The sequence below is a fragment of the Mycobacterium sp. 236(2023) genome, from assembly GCF_029623955.1.
Taxonomy (GTDB): Bacteria; Actinomycetota; Actinomycetes; order Mycobacteriales; family Mycobacteriaceae; genus Mycobacterium.
The window spans coordinates 383978-400705 of record NZ_JARSBP010000003.1; the positions used below are offsets into that span (position 1 = coordinate 383978).

The following is a 16728-nucleotide window of genomic DNA, read 5'->3' on the forward strand; positions in this document are numbered from 1 at the left end:
CGTGTCGGAGGACCGATAGGCTGGCCCGATGCGTCCCGCTCTGTCCGACTACCAGCATCTGGCCAGCGGCAAGGTTCGAGAGCTCTACCGCATCGACGACGGGCACCTGCTGTTCGTCGCGTCGGACCGCATCTCGGCCTACGACTACATCCTGGATTCGCTGATCCCCGACAAGGGTCGCGTGCTGACGGCGATGAGTGTCTTCTATTTCGGTCACCTCGACGCGCCGAACCATCTGGCGGGCCCCCCGGACGACGCGCGGATTCCCGAAGACGTGCTGGGCCGGGCCCTGGTCGTGAAGCAGCTGGAGATGCTGCCCGTCGAGGCGGTCGCTCGCGGCTACCTCACCGGATCCGGTCTGATCGACTACCAGAAGACCGGCGCGGTGTGCGGGATCGCGCTGCCGTCCGGCCTGGTGGAGGCCAGCAAGTTCGACGAGCCGCTGTTCACGCCGGCGACCAAGGCCGACCTCGGCGAGCACGACGTCAACATCAGCTTCGACGACGTCGTCGAGCTGATCGGGCCGCAACGCGCAGCCCAGCTGCGGGACCGCACCCTGGCGACCTACGCCCAGGGCGCCGACCACGCGCTGACCAAAGGCATCATCGTCGCCGACACCAAATTCGAGTTCGGAGTCGACGCCGACGGCGAACTCACCCTCGCCGACGAAGTGTTCACGCCCGACTCGTCGCGCTACTGGAACGCCGACGACTACGTCGAGGGCCAGGTGCAGAACAGCTTCGACAAGCAGTTCGTCCGCAACTGGCTGACCGGGCCCGAATCCGGTTGGGACCGGCACGGCGACCAGGCACCACCCCCGCTGCCCGACGAGATCGTCACCGCCACCCGGGCGCGCTACATCGAGGCATACGAACGGATTTCAGGATTGAAATTCGCCGACTGGATCGGAGGAACCGCGTGAGCGGCGACGTGTTGGCACCCATCGCGAAGCGGGTCGACACCCGTCGTGAACACCACGGCGATGTCTTCGTCGACCCCTACGAGTGGCTCCGCGACAAGGAGAGCAAGGACGTCGTCGACTATCTCGAGGCGGAGAACAGCTTCACCGAGCACGTGACCGAAGGTCTGGGGCCGTTGCGGCAGAAGATCTTCGACGAGATCAAGGCCCGCACCAAGGAGACCGACCTGTCGGTTCCCACCCGCCGCGGCGACTGGTGGTACTACGGCCGCAGCTTCCAGGGTAAGCAGTACGGCGTCCAATGCCGTTGTCCCGTTGCCGATCCCGACGACTGGACACCGCCGCAGCTCGACGAGAACACGGAGATCCCCGGCGAGCAGGTGCTGCTCGACGAGAACGTCGAAGCCGAGGGCCACGACTTCTTCTCCCTGGGCGCGGCGAGCGTCAGCGTCGACGGGAACATCCTGGCCTACTCGGTCGACGTCAAGGGCGACGAGCGGTACACGTTGCGGTTCAAGGACTTGCGGACCGGAGAGCGCTACGACGACGAGATCGTCGGTATCGGGGCGGGAGCCACGTGGGCCGCCGACAATCACACCGTCTACTACGTCACCGTCGATGACGCCTGGCGGCCGGACACGGTCTGGCGGCATCGCCTCGGGTCCGGGCAGCCTGCCGAGCGCGTGTATCACGAAGCCGACGAACGGTATTGGATCGGCGTCGGCCGCACTCGCAGCAACAAGTACATCGTCATCGCCGCCGGAAGCGCGGTGACATCTGAACTGCGCTACGGCGACGCCTCCGACGGCCAGACCGAATTCGTGGTCGTCTGGCCGCGCCGCGATTCCGTCGAGTACTCGATCGAGCACGCGGTCGTGGAAGGTGAGGACCGGTTCCTCATCCTGCACAACGACGGGGCCGAGAACTTCACCCTCGTCGAGGCGCCAGTCAGCGATCCGACGAACACCCGTACCCTGATCGAACACCGCGAGGACGTCCGGCTCGACGCCGTCGACGCATTCGACGGCCACCTCGTCCTCAGCTATCGCAAGGACGCGCTGCCCAAGATCCAGCTGTGGCCGCTGGACGACACCGGATACGGTGTGGCGCAAGACATCACGTTCGATTCGGAGCTGATGTCGGTCGGGCTGTCCGCCAATCCGAACTGGAGCGCGCCGAAGATGCGGATCGGCGCGACGTCGTTCGTCACCCCGGTCCGCATCTACGATCTCGACCTGACCACCGGAGAGCGCACGTTGCTGCGTGAACAGCCGGTGTTGGGCGACTACCGCCCTGAGGACTACGTCGAGCGCCGCGACTGGGCCGTCGCGTCCGACGGTGCGCGGGTACCGATCTCGGTCATCCATCGGGTAGGACTGCAATATCCGGCGCCGGTTCTGCTGTACGGCTACGGGGCGTACGAGTCCTGCGAAGACCCCCGCTTCTCCATTGCTCGACTGTCGCTGCTCGACCGCGGGATGGTCTTCGCCGTCGCGCACGTGCGGGGCGGTGGGGAGCTCGGCCGGCCGTGGTACGAGCACGGCAAGATGCTGGAGAAGCGCAACACGTTCACCGACTTCATCGCCGCAGGCGCCCATCTCGTCGGCACCGACGTCACGAAGCCGGAGAACCTGGTGGCCTACGGCGGAAGTGCGGGCGGGCTGCTGATGGGCGCAGTGGCCAACATGGCGCCCGACCTGTTCGCCGGAATCCTGGCGGCGGTGCCGTTCGTCGACCCGCTGACCACGATCCTGGATCCGTCGCTGCCGCTGACCGTCACCGAATGGGACGAATGGGGCAACCCGCTGGAGGATCCCGAGGTCTACCGCTACATGAAGTCGTACTCGCCCTACGAGAACGTCGAAACCAAGAACTACCCGGCCATCCTGGCGATGACATCGCTCAACGACACCAGGGTCTACTACGTCGAGCCGGCGAAATGGGTTGCCGCACTGCGCTACGCCCAACCAGACCCGGCCGCCGACTCGGCGAAGGTGCTCCTGAAGACCGAGATGAACGCAGGGCACGGCGGCATCAGCGGGCGCTACGAGCGGTGGAAAGAGACCGCGTTCCAATACGCGTGGCTTCTCGACACCGCGAAGGTCGACCACTCCGGCTGAGCCACAGGAACATCGGATGACCAGGGGCTCATACCACCACGGCGACCTCAAGGCCGTCATCCTGGCGCAGGCGGCCACCCTGGTGGCCGAACGCGGCGCCGACGGGGTGTCGCTGCGCGAATTGGCCCGTGCCGCGGGGGTTTCCCATGCTGCTCCGGCGCACCATTTCACCGACCGTCGCGGACTGTTCACCGCGCTCGCCGCGCAGGGGTGGCGGATGCTCGCCGCATCGCTGGCGCAGGCGCGGCCCGAATTCCTCGACGCCGCACTGGCTTACGTGGAGTTCGCGGTCGGAAACCCCGGGCACTACGAGGTCATGTTCGACCGGTCCCTGGTCAACCCTGACGATCCAGACCTCGCCGCGGCGCGGGACGAAGCCGGGGCCGAACTGGCATCAGGTGTCGGCACGCTCAGCGACGCCCGCGCGAAGGAGGATCCGCAGGCCGCCGGGCTCGCCGCATGGTCGCTGGTACACGGGTTCGCGATGCTGTGGCTCAACGAGGCGATCGACACCGACACCGACGCGGTCGCCACTGCGCAGCGAGTGGCCCGGATGCTTTTCACGAAGTGATGTGCTGGGTACTTTCGGATCCATGTCGGAACTCACCGGAATCCCCGTCACCACACTGGACGGCAAGGCCACCACGCTCGCCGAACTCACCGACGGCGCCGTGCTCGTCGTCAACGTCGCGTCCAAATGTGGCCTGACCCCGCAGTACGCCGCCCTCGAACAACTCGCGCAGAACTACGCGGCCCGCGGTCTGACCGTGGTCGGCGTGCCCTGCAACCAGTTCATGGGACAGGAACCGGGCAGCGCCGAGGAGATCCAGACGTTCTGTTCGGCCACCTACGGCATCACGTTCCCGCTGCTGGAGAAGACCGACGTCAACGGCTCGGACAGACACCCGCTCTACGCCGAGCTGACGAAGACCGCCGACGACGCCGGTGAGGCGGGCGACGTGCAGTGGAACTTCGAGAAATTCCTGCTCGAACCCGGTGGGACCGTCGTCAAACGGTTCCGGCCGCGCACCGAGCCCGACGCGCCCGAAGTGATCTCGGCGATCGAGGCCGTCTTGCCGCGATAGCCGAAAAGACACCTGCCCGCGGAGTGTCATCCACCGTCAGGACACCTGACGTTGCAACACTGCGGACGTGGCAGGACAACTGATCGTCTCCATTTCCGGGATCAGCGACCGCACGCTCGCCGATGTCGTCGCGTTCCGCACCCGACTGGAGGACCGCGGTGTTCCCGCATCGTTCCTGGTCGCACCGCGGCTCAAGGACGGGTACCGGCTCGAAAGCGACGCTCAGACCATCGGCTGGCTCGTCGACCAGCGTGTCGACGGTGACGCCATCGTGCTGCACGGGTTCGACGAGGCCGCCACGAAGACGCGCCGCGGCGAGTTCGCGACTCTGCCCGCCCACGAGGCCAACCTGCGGCTGATGGCGGCCGACCGCACCCTCGAACACCTGGGCCTGCGCACCAGGCTTTTCGCCGCGCCCGGCTGGAACGTCTCGCAGGGCACCCTCACAGCGCTGCCCCGCAACGGCTTTCGGCTCGTGGCAGGTCTCACCGGCATCACCGACCTCGTCCGCCAGGAGACGGTGCGGGCCCGCGTCCTCGGTATCGGCGAGGGATTCCTGTCCGAGCCCTGGTGGTGCCGCACGCTGGTGCTGTCGGCCGAACGCACCGCCCGGCGCGACGGCATCGTCCGGGTGGCCGTATCCGCGCGGCATCTGCGGCGGCCGGGTCCGCGCCAGGCGATTCTCGACGCGGTGGACCTCGCGCTGATGCACTCCTGCGTGCCGACCGTGTACGAGTGGTCGCCGCCTCCCGCGCTGACTGACGCTGCATAGCGGGTTCGTCTCGCTACATTGGCGTGATGGACGCTGATGTTGTCGTGGTGGGTGCTGGACTGGCGGGTTTGGTCGCGGCGTGCGAGCTCGTCGAACGCGGCCGCCGCGTCCTGATCGTCGACCAGGAGAACGAAGCCAACATCGGTGGCCAGGCGTTCTGGTCGTTCGGCGGGCTGTTCTTCGTCGACAGTCCCGAGCAGCGCCGATTCGGCATCCGCGACAGCCACGAACTCGCCCTGCAGGACTGGCTGGGGTCGGCCGGCTTCGACCGGCCCGAGGACCACTGGCCGCGTCAGTGGGCGCACGCCTACGTCGATTTCGCCGCGGGGGAGAAGCGCAGCTGGCTGCGCGACCGCGGCCTGCAGACCTTCGCGCTCGTCGGCTGGGCCGAACGCGGCGGTTACGACGCCAACGGGCACGGCAACTCGGTGCCCCGCTTCCACATCACCTGGGGGACCGGACCCGCCCTCGTCGACATCTTCGCGCGTCGCCTGGTCGGCAACGCGCGGGTACGGTTCGCGCACCGCCATCGCGTCGACGAACTGATCGTCGAAGACGGTGCCGTGACCGGTGTGCGCGGCGCCGTGTTGGAGCCGTCGGTCGCAGACCGCGGTGCGGCTTCGTCACGAAATGTGGTGGGAGATTTCGAATTCCGCGCCCAGGCGGTCATCGTCGCCAGCGGCGGCATCGGCGGCAACCACGACCTCGTCCGCAAATATTGGCCCCAGCGTATGGGCCGGGTGCCCGAACAGATGCTCAGCGGGGTGCCCGAACACGTGGACGGCCGCATGCTGGAGATCTCGGAAGTAGCCGGTGCCAGCCTCATCAACCGCGACCGCATGTGGCACTACACCGAGGGCATCACCAACTACGACCCCATCTGGGCGCGCCACGGCATCCGGATCCTGCCCGGTCCGTCGTCGCTATGGCTCGACGCACACGGCAAGCGACTGCCGGTGCCGCTCTATCCGGGTTTCGACACGCTCGGCACACTGGAATACATCACGCGGACCGGCCAGGACTACACGTGGTTCGTGTTGAACTCCCGCATCGTCGCCAAGGAGTTCGGGCTGTCCGGCCAGGAACAGAACCCCGACCTGACGGGACGCAGCATCAAGGCCGTCATCGAGCGCGGCAGGAAAGGACCCGCGCCCGTGCACGCCTTCGTCGACAAGGGCGTCGACTTCGTCAGCGCGACCACGCTGCGCGAACTCGTGACCAAGATGAACGCTGTCCCCGGCGTCGAACCGCTGGACTTCGACGTCGTCGAGAACGAAGTGACGGCGCGCGACCGCGAAGTCGCCAACAAGTTCACCAAGGACGGGCAGGTCACCGCCATCAGGGCGGCGCGCGAATATCTGGGCGACCGGTTCAGCCGGGTCGTCGCGCCGCACCGGCTGACCGACCCCAAAGCTGGTCCGATGATCGCGGTGAAGCTACACATTTTGACGCGAAAGTCATTGGGCGGCTTGGAAACCGACCTCGACGCGCGCGCCCTCCGTGGCGACGGCACGGTGCTGCCGGGGCTGTATGCCGCCGGCGAGGCCGCCGGATTCGGCGGCGGCGGAGTGCACGGCTACCGATCGCTGGAGGGGACGTTCCTCGGCGGCTGCGTGTTCTCGGGCCGTGCCGCGGGCCGTCACGCAGCCGGGGCCGTCGGCTAAGGAAGATCGATCGTCGTCGTCACCTCGACCTGCTGGGGTGTCGGCGGGGCCGACGAGAAGCCGAACCGCACAGGCGGATCGAGGTCGGCCACCCCTGCGAGGTCGACGTCGTTGAACGTGCCCCGCAGAGCGGCGATGCGCCGCGTGCGGCGCACGCCGTAATACTCCCGCCGGCCGTTGCCGGCGCTGCCCGCGGTCTGCACACCCGCAACGAGCCGCGACGCGACAGGGTTGATCGCACGCAACCACCAGGGAGCACGCGAAAGCGGCGTCGGTACCATCCTCAGCAGCCAGTCGAACGGTGCCGGCCCGCCCAGTTCGCCGGTCACCTCGAGTCCGGGCGCTGTCACAGTGAAGGCGTCGCGGCTATGGTCGACAGAGACCGGGCCGATCTGGATACGGTCGAAAGAGTATGTCTGCGAGACGAATTCGGCGATCTCGGCGGTGGGTGCCAGCAACGTGCGCAGGCCGTCGATGTCCTCGACCATGACGTCGGCAAAGCCGCCGAAGGGCGAGTCCTGCCACGAGCCGACGGCCATCCGGATACCGGCCCCGGTACCGAACCCCGCGATGCGGCCCATGAAGACCATGCGGGACATCTAGAACCCCCGCGAGCTCTCCTGCTCGAGCACCTGGAAATCGGTATCCGTCATCTCCGTCAGGCGGCCGTAGAAAATAGGCCTTCCCGCGTCGGAGATGATCCCCTGATGGATCGGTACCGCGTGGGTCGGAGCCACCGCGCGCAGATAGTCCACGGCCTCGGCGATCTTCATCCACGGGGCGGCCGCGGGCGTAGCGAGAACGTCCACCGGCTCGCCGGGGACGAACAGAGCATCACCGGGATGCATCAGCTTCGCCGCATGCTCGCCGTCGCCGACCAGATACGAAATGTTGTCGATCACCGGGATTTCCGGATGAATGACCGCGTGGGTGCCGCCCGCGCCACGCACACTCAGATGCCCGACGGAGAACTCGTCGCCGACGTTGACCGCCTGCCACCCCCCGCCGAGTTGAGCGGCGGTCTGCGGATCCGCATACAGTGCGGCTTGGGGGTTGGCCTCGACGAGGGCGGGAAGCCGCGCGGTGTCGGCATGATCGGGGTGCTGATGGGTGATCAGGATCGCGGAGAGACCCGTGATGCCTTCGAATCCGTGCGAGAACGTGCCCGGATCGAAGAGCACCGTCGTCGCGTCGCCCGAGCCGTTGTCGAAGCTCGCCATGAGGCATGAATGGCCGAAATGTGTGAGCTGCATCCCTATATTGTTACGGGCACGGGGCATGTAGGGGGCTAGGTGTTCATCCGTCTGTTGTTCGTGCTGGCCATGGCGGTGTCCGGGGTAGCGATCACACCGGTTGGGGCGCTGGCAGCGCCGGGGGTCTGCCCGCCGATGTGCGACACCATCCCCGAGTCGGCCTGGATCGAGTCCGGCTCGGTCCCGTTGTCGTCCGCCTACCGGTGGCCCAGTTTGGGAAGCATCGCGATCCCGGTGAGCACGCCGCGGTTCGAGTTCGAGTCGTGGTGTGCCAGCCCCGAGCGCGAAGGCGACCCCAGGGACTTCGCCGTCGCAGCCCACGCCGACGTCGCCAACCCGCCTGGGCAGTGGAACCTGCACGTCCAGGTCGTGCACTGGCGCGGCGACACCGTCACAGGCGGCCGCGACGCGCTGGAGACGCTGGAGTGGGCCCGGATGGCGCTGGCGTCGTGCCAGATGACGGCAGCCGAGGTGTCACCGTCCGTGACGACCAGCACGGCGATGGACCTCGCGGCCGTGATCAGCGACGGCGGCCGCCGCGTCATGCACTCCTACCTGGTCGTGGACCCCGCCAGCAGCTCGCTCGTCGAGATGGCACTGTGGACGACGGTGCCGCCCGCTGTCGAGTGGCGCGGGGTCGCGCCCGACGCACAAGTCTTCGAAGCGATGGCGTTCCCGCTGTGCGAGGCATACCTGGGGTCATGTCGCAGGTAAAGTGATCGCCGTGGCAAAAGTGGTGGTGAACGTCATGCCGAAGACCGAGATCCTGGACCCTCAGGGCCAGGCCATCGTCGGAGCTCTCGGCCGGCTGGGCTTCGACGGAATCGCAGATGTGCGGCAGGGCAAGCGATTCGAACTGGACGTCGATGGCGACATCGACGACGAGAAGCTCGCCGAGATCGCCGAATCCCTGCTCGCCAACACCGTGATCGAGGACTGGACGATCAGCCGGGAGCAGGCATGACCGCCCGGGTCGGAGTCATCACGTTCCCCGGGACGCTCGACGACATCGACGCGGCCCGCGCCGTGCGGCTCGCGGGTGCCGAGCCCGTAAGCCTGTGGCACGCCGACGCCGACCTCAAAGGCGTCGACGCCGTCGTCGTCCCCGGCGGGTTCTCTTACGGGGACTACCTGCGGTGCGGTGCCATCGCGCGGTTCGCCCCGGTCATGGGCTCCGTCGTCGACGCTGCGGGTCGCGGCATGCCAGTTCTGGGGATCTGCAACGGCTTTCAGGTCCTGTGCGAGGCGGGCCTGCTGCCCGGCGCGCTGACCCGTAACGCCGGACTGCACTTCATCTGCCGCGACGTATGGCTGGAAGTCGCCTCGAATGCGACGGCGTGGACGACCCGCTACGAGCAGGGCGCCGACCTGCTGGTGCCGCTCAAATCCGGTGAGGGTCGCTACGTCGCGAGTGAAGAGGTGCTCGATGAGCTCGAAGGCGAAGGCCGCGTCGTGTTCCGGTACCGCGAGAACCTCAACGGCTCGATGCGCGGTATCGCGGGCATCAGCTCGGCCAACGGCCGCGTCGTCGGCCTGATGCCGCACCCCGAGCACGCCACCGAGGCGCTGACCGGCCCCTCCGACGACGGTCTCGGCCTGTTCTACTCCGCGCTGGATGCGGTTTTGGTGTCCTGACCCCTTCTGAGCCGGTGCTAGGTTCAAGTTCGGAACCGATTTGGGGGCAAGGTGCTGGTAAATCCGAGCTTGTTGCGCGCGTTCGCGGAGCAGGTAAATACGGCGGCCTCAGCGATCGCTGCGACGAACATCGGAACGACCGCAGAGACGGCGGGAGACGGGCTTCCCGGGTCTGAGACCCAGTGGGCCGCGCGCCAGGTCGGTGTGCATCTGCGACTGATCGCCGAAGATATCGCCAACGATATCGCCGCTATGGGAGAAGCAGTCCGGGGTATGGGCGACAGCTACGAAGTCACCGACGAAGCGCTGGCGGGCAACTTCACCAAGCTCTTCTAGATCGTGCTTCCTACTCGTTCGAGGCTGCAAAGCTGGAACCCAGAGTCCGTGGCCACGGCCGCATCGTCGATCCGGTCTTCCGGTGCCGAGTTCTATCAGACTGTTCGCGAACTGCATGACGGAATCGACCGGATGGACGAGGCTCAGACGTGGCGGGGAGCCGCACACAATGCGGCCAACGGCATGTTCTCCAGGGCTACCGACAGGGCATCCGCGTTCAAGGACTACACCGAACGAGTTGCGTCCAATCTGCAGCGGGGCGGCTCCTCGATCGCCCACTACCGAAATCAGCTGCAGTCGAAGGCCGCCGAGATCGATGCGGGTCCGCTGAATGTTTCCGATCAATGGGTCGTGTTCATCGATCCGGCAGGGATGTCTGCGGAGAGGGCAGCCGAGCTCGAGGCTAAGGCGAAAGCAGCTCAGGCGGAGCTGAATCCGCTGTTGATCTCCTTGGACGAAGCCGACTCGACCACGGCGACCAGTCTGCTCGCAACTCAGGCTACGGAAGGGATATCTACGAAACTTCCTGGCAGTCCACCTATCCCGTTGACGCGGCCGCCGGGCGACGAGGTGCCGAGTCCAGGGGCGGAGCAAGGCAGGCAGTTTCAGGAGATCGCACGAGCCCAGGACATGGCGTCGACGGTTCGCGACATCGAGGAGCACACCGACCACAACGGTGACCGAATCACCACCTACACGATGCTCGATGGCAGTACGCATGAGGTGACTGAGTACGTAGACCAGGGTCTGCCGAGCCAGCAGGTGTATCCGGCGGGCACCACGCGGGTGCTGCACACCGACAAGAACGGCAGGTGGGTGTCGGACACGATGAGCACGCCGCAGGAGGGTGGCGGGATGAAGACTGACATCTCCTGGGCCGACGGGACGAAAATGACGATCTCCGAGACAGCCGACGGCGTGCGTACCGGTAGCTGTATTACTGCGAGCGGTGACGAGGCGATCCTGCCGGACTCGTTTTTCAACGACCCGATCCCGACCCTGGCCGGCGGCCTGTACTCCGGTATCGAGACGGGAGCCGAGCGGGGAATGTTCGGTGTGAGCGCGGCGGAACTGGACAAGGTAAGGATCGGTGCGAAGTTTGGTGGGCCCGCACTTGGCGTCGCGACGATGGTCTATGACCTTGTCTCGGCGGACACCATGCGAGAGCGGTGCATCGCCGCCTGGTCGGGCGGGACAGGCTTCGTCGGCGGGCTGGCCACGTCGGTCGCTGTGGCAGCCGTCCCCGGAGTTGGCCCCTTCGCCGCGATGGGCGCCAACGTCGCGGGCGGTTTCGTCTTCGGCTACGTCGGCAAGTTGGTCGGCAACATCATGTGTCCGCCGTGAGGGGCACCGTCGCGGTCACCTTCCTCTGCCTGGTGCTGGGGTCTGCTGGAGTGCTGTCGGTCGTGTGGCTGGTCGTCTCGGTCAGTCGTGGCGAAATCCTGACCGCCGCAGTCGTCGCGGGCGGTGCAGTGTTCAGTTTCGGAATGGTGTCGCTTCTGCTTCGGGTCGCGGCCAAAAGGGTGTCGATACGGGTCAACGTCAGGGACGGCGTAATGCTCCGGCCCGATCGCAGGGTCGATGTCAGCCTGATGCTTGCCACGGCAGGATTGTGGGGAGCGATGGCGCTCTACGCGATCTGCGCTCCGCTGGGTTTGGTTGAAGTTTCGCTGCCATACGGGGATCGCGCGTTCTCCGTGTGGATCGCCGTTGCGGGAGTATTGATCGGACTGCCCAGTCTCAAACAAATCTTCGTCAAGCGCGGGATGAGCTATGTCCTGTTGTCGCCCAAAGGCTTTGAACTGGGAAGCACAGTTGGGTCGACGGCATACGCATGGGGCGAACTCGCCGACGTGTCCGACACTCCGACCGGTCGGGCGCGGCCGATCAGTACCGGCACGACGTATCTCACCATGCTCAGTGGACGTACGCGCACATTACCTTCTGACTGGTACACGCCCGGCGGGAGTGAACTGCGCAAACTGCTCCGCTTCTACTGGCAGCATCCCGAGAATCGGGATGAACTCACCGACAGGCGGACCGTCGCGCGGCTCGGCAACTTACTTTGAGGGGCACATGATGCAAAAATCGTTGTTGCACATCGTGTTAGCTGCTGTCTTCCTCGTCGCCGTCGGTTGTCGCACCGAAGGGGAACCTGAGCCGGAACCTCCGCCACTGCCGCAGCAGGTTCTGCTGGCGGAGTCCATGCGCGAACAGCCAGTCCCAGGGTGGACGACAACGTCAGCCGAACTCGGGCTTCCGCAGGCGGCGATCGTGAAACCCATCGCCAACATCGGCAACCGTGGCGTCTTTCTCGGCATCGGCGACGGTCAACGCTGGCTCCTTGGACTCGATGCGGTCAACGGAGAGAAGACCTTCGGACCGCTACTCCTCGGTCCGTCGAGCCAGGTGGATGCCATCGATTGTGTGCTCAACGGCCCCCCGATGATGATTTGCATCGGACAGTCCCGCGATTCCACGATGCCGTCGACCGCGTGGGTGCTCGATATGAACTCCGGCGCTGTGACTTTCGAAGGCGTGACCGATGTGCGGGTTGCCGGAAGTGAAGGCCGGCCGAGGCTGGAACAGATCGGTGATCACGCGGTGGCAACGGTCAAGGGCACAGGAATTTATGGCATCGGGCCGCGCGGCGACCTGACGTGGTTCGTCGCAGGAAACGGAATTCTCTCCGCGCAGTTCGCCAGCTGGAATCGTGACACCGTCCCGTCCGATCTCGGTGTGCAGAACAGCGGGTCGGTAGCCGACGTGGTGTTCTCCGCCGCTAATGGTGAAGTCGTCAAAACTTCTGCTCCGCAGGGTCTTTCGTTGGAGCGCGCCATGGTCTATCCGCAGGGTTTCGGGTACGAGTACACGGCCGCCGATGGACAGCGTGGTGTGATGTTCTTCGACGACTCGGGCGCGATGGTCAGTGATCTTCAGCAGCGTGGGACGCTGGAGACGCGGTCCGCGGACTTGCCCGCGGTGGCCACCGTGTCGAATGATCGCGTGACAACACTCGACGGCCGCGTGCTCGTCGAGTTACCGGCAACGGTCCCGGAGGTCGAGGCGCGCTTGATCCGGTCGCGACTGTTTCTCGCCAACGACCCCGAGCACACGACGTGGCAGCAGTTCGATCTGCAGACAGGCGAGCCCGGCGCCGCCTGCGAGACCGACGCGCTCGGCTTCTACTACATCGCGTCCGACGGAGAGGTCGCCATCGCTTTGAATGACGAAACGCCGGCCCGAGCCGTCGATCTCACGACATGTGAGGAACTGTGGGCGATGCCCACGTCGGGGCCAGACGAAGGCATCGAGGTGTGGAAGATTGGTACGGCGTTGATTCAACGAACGAACGACACGCTGTTCTCTCTCGTCGCGCCACGCTGAGCGTGCTCGTGCGCGACGAGCGTGCGTGAACTCGCGTGATCCGCGGCGCGTCGCTGTGCAGACACGCACACTCGCGGTGCAGGGCTTCAGGCGCTGAGGGCGACCACGGCTTCGGCCGTGTAGCACAGGAACGTCAGCGTCTCCTGCAGGTACAACTGCACGGTGTCGGCGTCGTGCGACAGGTAGCCGATGCACACGTCGGTGCCCAGCTGAAGATCGAAATCGCCTCCGCGCGTGGACAACACGAACGCGCCGTCGATCGCGGGCGCCCAGATGATGTCACCGTCGACGAGCCTGTTGAGGTGTTCGCGGATCGGATAGCCGTGCGCGGTGGTCTCGCTGACCTTCGTGTAGACATCGGCCGACAGCAGCACGCTGTACGGGCCGTCCACGCCGGCAAGCCGCAGCTCCGACAGGGCCTGGCTGATGACGTCGGGGATCTCGCGGGGGTCCTCGGGCAGCGCCAGGTTGGGGCATGAGCTCGACTTTCGGATGCCCGTGATGTGGGCAGCTTCATAGCCCTCGAAGATCGCGCGGTCCTCGGCGAACGCGAGCTTCTTGGCGGCCTCCTTTACCGGATCCCAGTCCGAGTCCTGCGATCCGCGTTCGACGTCGTCGATGTCGACCCGGTTCACGGTGAACGGAACCCGCAACCGCACCAGCGGACGCGCGTCACGCAGATGCGCGACCACACCGTCTCCCGGCGGCAGGACATCGAGCAGATGACCGGTGCTGACCGCCGCCGTCACCGGGCCGCCCGGCTCGCTCACGTCGACCACCCGGCGCCCGGCGATGTGCCGCTTGAACGTGCGGGTGGCCTCCTGCTCGATCTCCGCCCACGCGGAATCGGTGATCGGTGCCAGCTCCCGATAGAGGTTGTTCATTGCTTCATCCTTTCAGGCTGCCGATCTCCAAAGATCCGGTGTAAACGGTTGGGACAGAAGGTTCCTCAGGCTCGGCGACCGCAGGCGGGGGCGGATCGTCGAGGAAGTCGATCGTCGGGACGAAGAACATCGTGCCCGTCTTCGCTGTCGAGAAATCGAGGATCCGGTCGGTGTTGCCGGGTGGATCGCCGATGAACATGTTCGTCAGCATCCGCTCTGTGACCGCCGGATCTGCGGCGTAGGCGATGTAGTAGGTCCCGGACTCCCCGGTACCCAACGTGCCGAACGGCATGTTGGCCCGCATGATCGCGAGCTCGTTGCCGTCCTCGTCCTCGATGGTGTTGAGCGCGACATGCGAGTTGGCCGGCTTCACGTCGTCGTCGAGCTCGATGTCCTCCAGCTTGGTGCGGCCGATCACGAGCTCTTGTTCGTTGACGCTCAACGCATTCCACGCATCCATGTCGTGTGTGTAGCGCTGCACGTGCACATAGCTGGCGCCCACGAAGTCGGGATCGTCGGAGATCTGCACCGCGGTCACCGCGTCGGGCCCGTCCGGGTTTTCCGTCCCGTCGACGAACCCGAGCAGGTCGCGCTGCTCGAAGAACTTGAAGCCGTGGACTTCGTCGACGACAGAGATGGCGCCGCTCATCGACGCCAGCAGCCTTCCGCCGAGCTCGAAGCACACATCGAGGGACCCGCCCCGGATGTGGAGCAGTAGGTCGCCTTCGGTCGCCGGTGCGCGATGCCGCTCGCCTTCGAGCTCGATGAACTCGTGCAGCTTCGCGGGCCGCGGCCCGGAGAACAACCGGTCCCACGCGTCGGACCCGATGCCGGCCACGAGCGTCAGCTTCGCGTCGGGCACGCGGAACCCGACCGCTTTGACGAGCCCGCCGAACCCCGAGAGCGCGTCGTAGACGACCGACTCGCCACCCTCGTCGATGGTTGCCACCAGGAAGATCGCCGCCGGAGTCAGCGGCGTCAGGATGGGCTGTGGGCGTGGCACAAATGGACCCTAGCGTCAAGATCAACGGAATCACCGGCCAAGATGGAAAGATGCCAGCTAGCCCCCAGGGTCTCTGCAAGTTCATCGACGCCTCGCCGTCGCCGTTTCACGCGTGCCGCACCGCCGCGGATCGGCTGCTGGCGGCGGGTTTCACCGAATTGTCCGAAAGCGATGCGTGGCCTGCCGCCGGTGATTATTTCGTGGTGCGTGCCGGATCGCTGATCGCGTGGCGATCGGCCAGTTCTCCCGCCGCTCCTTTTCGTATCGTCGGCGCCCACACCGACAGCCCCAACCTGCGGGTCAAACAGCACCCGGACCGATTTCTGGCCGGCTGGCAGATCGTCGCGCTGCAGCCCTACGGCGGAGCCTGGCTGAACTCGTGGCTCGACCGCGATCTCGGGATCAGCGGACGACTCTCGGTGCGCGAGGGCACCTCCATCCGGCACACGCTCGTGCGGATCGACGACCCGGTGTTGCGCGTGCCGCAGCTGGCGATCCACCTGTCCGAAGACCGCAAGGGGGTGGAGCTCAACCCGCAGCGGCACGTCAACGCGGTCTGGGGGGTTGGCAGCGGCACCCGGTCCTTCCTCGACTACGTCGCCGCGCACGCCGAGGTCGCCGCAGCCGATGTTCTGGGTTTCGACCTGATGACCCACGACATCAACCCGTCACGGCTGGTCGGCGCCGACAGTGACCTGGTCAGCGCGCCGCGGCTGGACAACCAGGCCACCTGCTACGCCGGTCTGGAGGCGTTCCTGATCGCCGAATCCGACGGCGTGACGCCGGTGCTGGTGCTCTTCGACCATGAGGAGGTCGGTTCGCAGTCCGACCACGGAGCCCAGTCCGACCTCCTGCTGACCGTGCTCGAACGCATCACGCTGGCCGCGGGCGGCAGCCGGGAGGACTTCCTGCGGCGACTGCCCACCTCGATCGTCGCCTCCGGCGACATGGCCCACGCCACGCACCCGAACTATCCGGAACGCCACGAGCCCGGTCACCTCATCGAGGTCAACGCCGGCCCGGTGCTCAAGGTGCAGCCCAACCTGCGGTACGCCACGGACGGTCGCACCGCGGCGGCCTTCGCGCTGGCGTGCCGGCAGGCCGGGGTGCCGCTGCAGCGGTACGAGCACCGGGCCGACCTGCCCTGCGGGTCGACGATCGGTCCGATGACCGCGGCCAACACCGGAATCCCCACCGTGGATGTCGGCGCAGCCCAGCTGGCGATGCACTCCGCGCGCGAGGTCATGGGCGCCGCCGATGTCGCCAGCTATTCCGCCGCACTTGCGGCTTTCTTGTCACCGGCCTGACCTAGGGTCGGGGCATGGCAATGAAAGTGGAGATGATCACCTTCGATTGTGTGGATCCCGACGGGCTCGCCGACTGGTGGGCCAACGCCGCGGGTGGGGACGTGAACGCCGTTGCGCCAGGCGAATTCGTGATGGTCGCCAGTGAGGGACGCCCGACGCTGGGGTTCCAGCGCGTGCCCGATCCGACGCCCGGCAAGAACAAGGTGCACCTCGATTTCCACGCCGAGGACCGCGAAGCCGAGGTCGCGCGCCTCGTCGGTCTCGGCGCGAAGGAAACCGGGCGGAACAACTTCGGCCCCGAGTTCGAATGGGTGGTGATGGCCGACCCGGAGGGCAACGCGTTCTGTGTGGCCTGAGTCGCAC

19 protein-coding genes are annotated in these 16728 nt (G+C 66.3%); 15 read left to right on the forward strand and 4 right to left on the reverse strand.

Translation table 11 applies throughout. From position 1 onward, the window contains the following. Positions 1-28: 28 nt before the first annotated feature. From P9A17_RS12985 to P9A17_RS13010, 6 genes are all read left to right on the forward strand, one after another. Positions 29-922, forward strand: coding sequence for a phosphoribosylaminoimidazolesuccinocarboxamide synthase (locus P9A17_RS12985; RefSeq protein ID WP_278039053.1), 894 nt, complete (start codon positions 29-31; stop codon positions 920-922). After that, positions 919-3039 (forward strand): S9 family peptidase, encoded by a 2121-nt coding sequence (locus tag P9A17_RS12990; RefSeq protein WP_278039054.1) that lies wholly within the window; start codon positions 919-921, stop codon positions 3037-3039. Before P9A17_RS12985 ends, P9A17_RS12990 begins: the two co-directional genes overlap by 4 nt. A 16-nt stretch (positions 3040-3055) precedes the next feature. Then, a complete protein-coding gene (locus P9A17_RS12995) occupies positions 3056-3610 on the forward strand; it encodes a TetR/AcrR family transcriptional regulator (protein WP_278039055.1) in 555 nt (184 codons plus the stop codon). Positions 3611-3632: 22 nt separating this feature from the next. Beyond that, positions 3633-4124, forward strand: coding sequence for a glutathione peroxidase (locus tag P9A17_RS13000; protein WP_278039056.1), 492 nt, complete (start codon positions 3633-3635; stop codon positions 4122-4124). A 67-nt stretch (positions 4125-4191) separates the two neighbouring features. Further along, complete coding sequence (locus tag P9A17_RS13005; RefSeq protein WP_278039058.1) at positions 4192-4896, forward strand: DUF2334 domain-containing protein; 705 nt, start codon at positions 4192-4194, stop codon at positions 4894-4896. Between the two features lie 26 nt (positions 4897-4922). Then, positions 4923-6560, forward strand: coding sequence for an FAD-binding dehydrogenase (locus tag P9A17_RS13010; RefSeq protein WP_278039059.1), 1638 nt, complete (start codon positions 4923-4925; stop codon positions 6558-6560). Here P9A17_RS13010 and P9A17_RS13015 read toward each other — a convergent pair. Together P9A17_RS13015 and P9A17_RS13020 are read right to left on the reverse strand one after the other, a co-directional pair. After that, entirely contained in the window at positions 6557-7159 is a 603-nt protein-coding gene (locus tag P9A17_RS13015; protein ID WP_278039060.1) for a hypothetical protein, read from the reverse strand. The genes P9A17_RS13010 and P9A17_RS13015 overlap by 4 nt on opposite strands. Further along, a complete protein-coding gene (locus tag P9A17_RS13020; protein WP_278039061.1) occupies positions 7160-7813 on the reverse strand; it encodes an MBL fold metallo-hydrolase in 654 nt (217 codons plus the stop codon). A 39-nt stretch (positions 7814-7852) separates the two neighbouring features. On the opposite strand from P9A17_RS13020, the gene P9A17_RS13025 reads away from it, so the two are divergent. The 7 genes from P9A17_RS13025 to P9A17_RS13055 are packed head-to-tail and all read left to right on the forward strand — an operon-like array spanning position 7853 to position 13171. Then, the gene (locus P9A17_RS13025) at positions 7853-8527 is read left to right on the forward strand and encodes an ATPase (protein ID WP_347403840.1); all 675 of its coding nucleotides are present in this window, start codon (positions 7853-7855) and stop codon (positions 8525-8527) included. A 10-nt stretch (positions 8528-8537) separates the two neighbouring features. Continuing rightward, positions 8538-8777, forward strand: coding sequence for a phosphoribosylformylglycinamidine synthase subunit PurS (gene purS, locus P9A17_RS13030; protein WP_278039062.1), 240 nt, complete (start codon positions 8538-8540; stop codon positions 8775-8777). Beyond that, complete coding sequence (purQ, locus tag P9A17_RS13035; protein WP_278039063.1) at positions 8774-9448, forward strand: phosphoribosylformylglycinamidine synthase subunit PurQ; 675 nt, start codon at positions 8774-8776, stop codon at positions 9446-9448. Before purS ends, purQ begins: the two co-directional genes overlap by 4 nt. 51 nt (positions 9449-9499) lie before the next feature. Next, positions 9500-9784 carry a type VII secretion target gene (locus P9A17_RS13040; protein ID WP_278039064.1) on the forward strand — a complete coding sequence of 95 codons (285 nt, stop codon included), beginning with the start codon at positions 9500-9502 and terminating at the stop codon, positions 9782-9784. Between the two features lie 48 nt (positions 9785-9832). Next, positions 9833-11128, forward strand: a complete 1296-nt coding sequence (locus P9A17_RS13045) for a hypothetical protein (RefSeq protein ID WP_278039065.1) — start codon at positions 9833-9835, stop codon at positions 11126-11128. A gap of 50 nt (positions 11129-11178) precedes the next feature. Continuing rightward, positions 11179-11853, forward strand: coding sequence for a hypothetical protein (locus P9A17_RS13050; protein WP_278039066.1), 675 nt, complete (start codon positions 11179-11181; stop codon positions 11851-11853). A gap of 7 nt (positions 11854-11860) precedes the next feature. Continuing rightward, a complete protein-coding gene (locus tag P9A17_RS13055; protein ID WP_278039067.1) occupies positions 11861-13171 on the forward strand; it encodes a hypothetical protein in 1311 nt (436 codons plus the stop codon). An 86-nt stretch (positions 13172-13257) separates the two neighbouring features. Here the strand turns inward: P9A17_RS13055 and P9A17_RS13060 are convergent, their stop codons facing one another. Both P9A17_RS13060 and P9A17_RS13065 read right to left on the reverse strand, forming a co-directional pair. Further along, on the reverse strand, positions 13258-14055 hold the full coding sequence (locus tag P9A17_RS13060) for a family 1 encapsulin nanocompartment shell protein (RefSeq protein ID WP_278039068.1): 798 nt from the start codon (positions 14053-14055) through the stop codon (positions 13258-13260). A 4-nt stretch (positions 14056-14059) separates the two neighbouring features. Next, on the reverse strand, positions 14060-15058 hold the full coding sequence (locus tag P9A17_RS13065; protein WP_278039069.1) for a Dyp-type peroxidase: 999 nt from the start codon (positions 15056-15058) through the stop codon (positions 14060-14062). Positions 15059-15108: 50 nt separating this feature from the next. Here P9A17_RS13065 and P9A17_RS13070 point away from each other — a divergent pair, with 50 nt between their 5' ends. Both P9A17_RS13070 and P9A17_RS13075 read left to right on the forward strand, forming a co-directional pair. Beyond that, positions 15109-16365, forward strand: coding sequence for a M18 family aminopeptidase (locus tag P9A17_RS13070; RefSeq protein ID WP_278039070.1), 1257 nt, complete (start codon positions 15109-15111; stop codon positions 16363-16365). Positions 16366-16379: 14 nt separating this feature from the next. Further along, the gene (locus P9A17_RS13075) at positions 16380-16721 is read left to right on the forward strand and encodes a VOC family protein (protein ID WP_278039071.1); all 342 of its coding nucleotides are present in this window, start codon (positions 16380-16382) and stop codon (positions 16719-16721) included. The last annotated feature ends 7 nt before the right edge of the window (positions 16722-16728 follow it).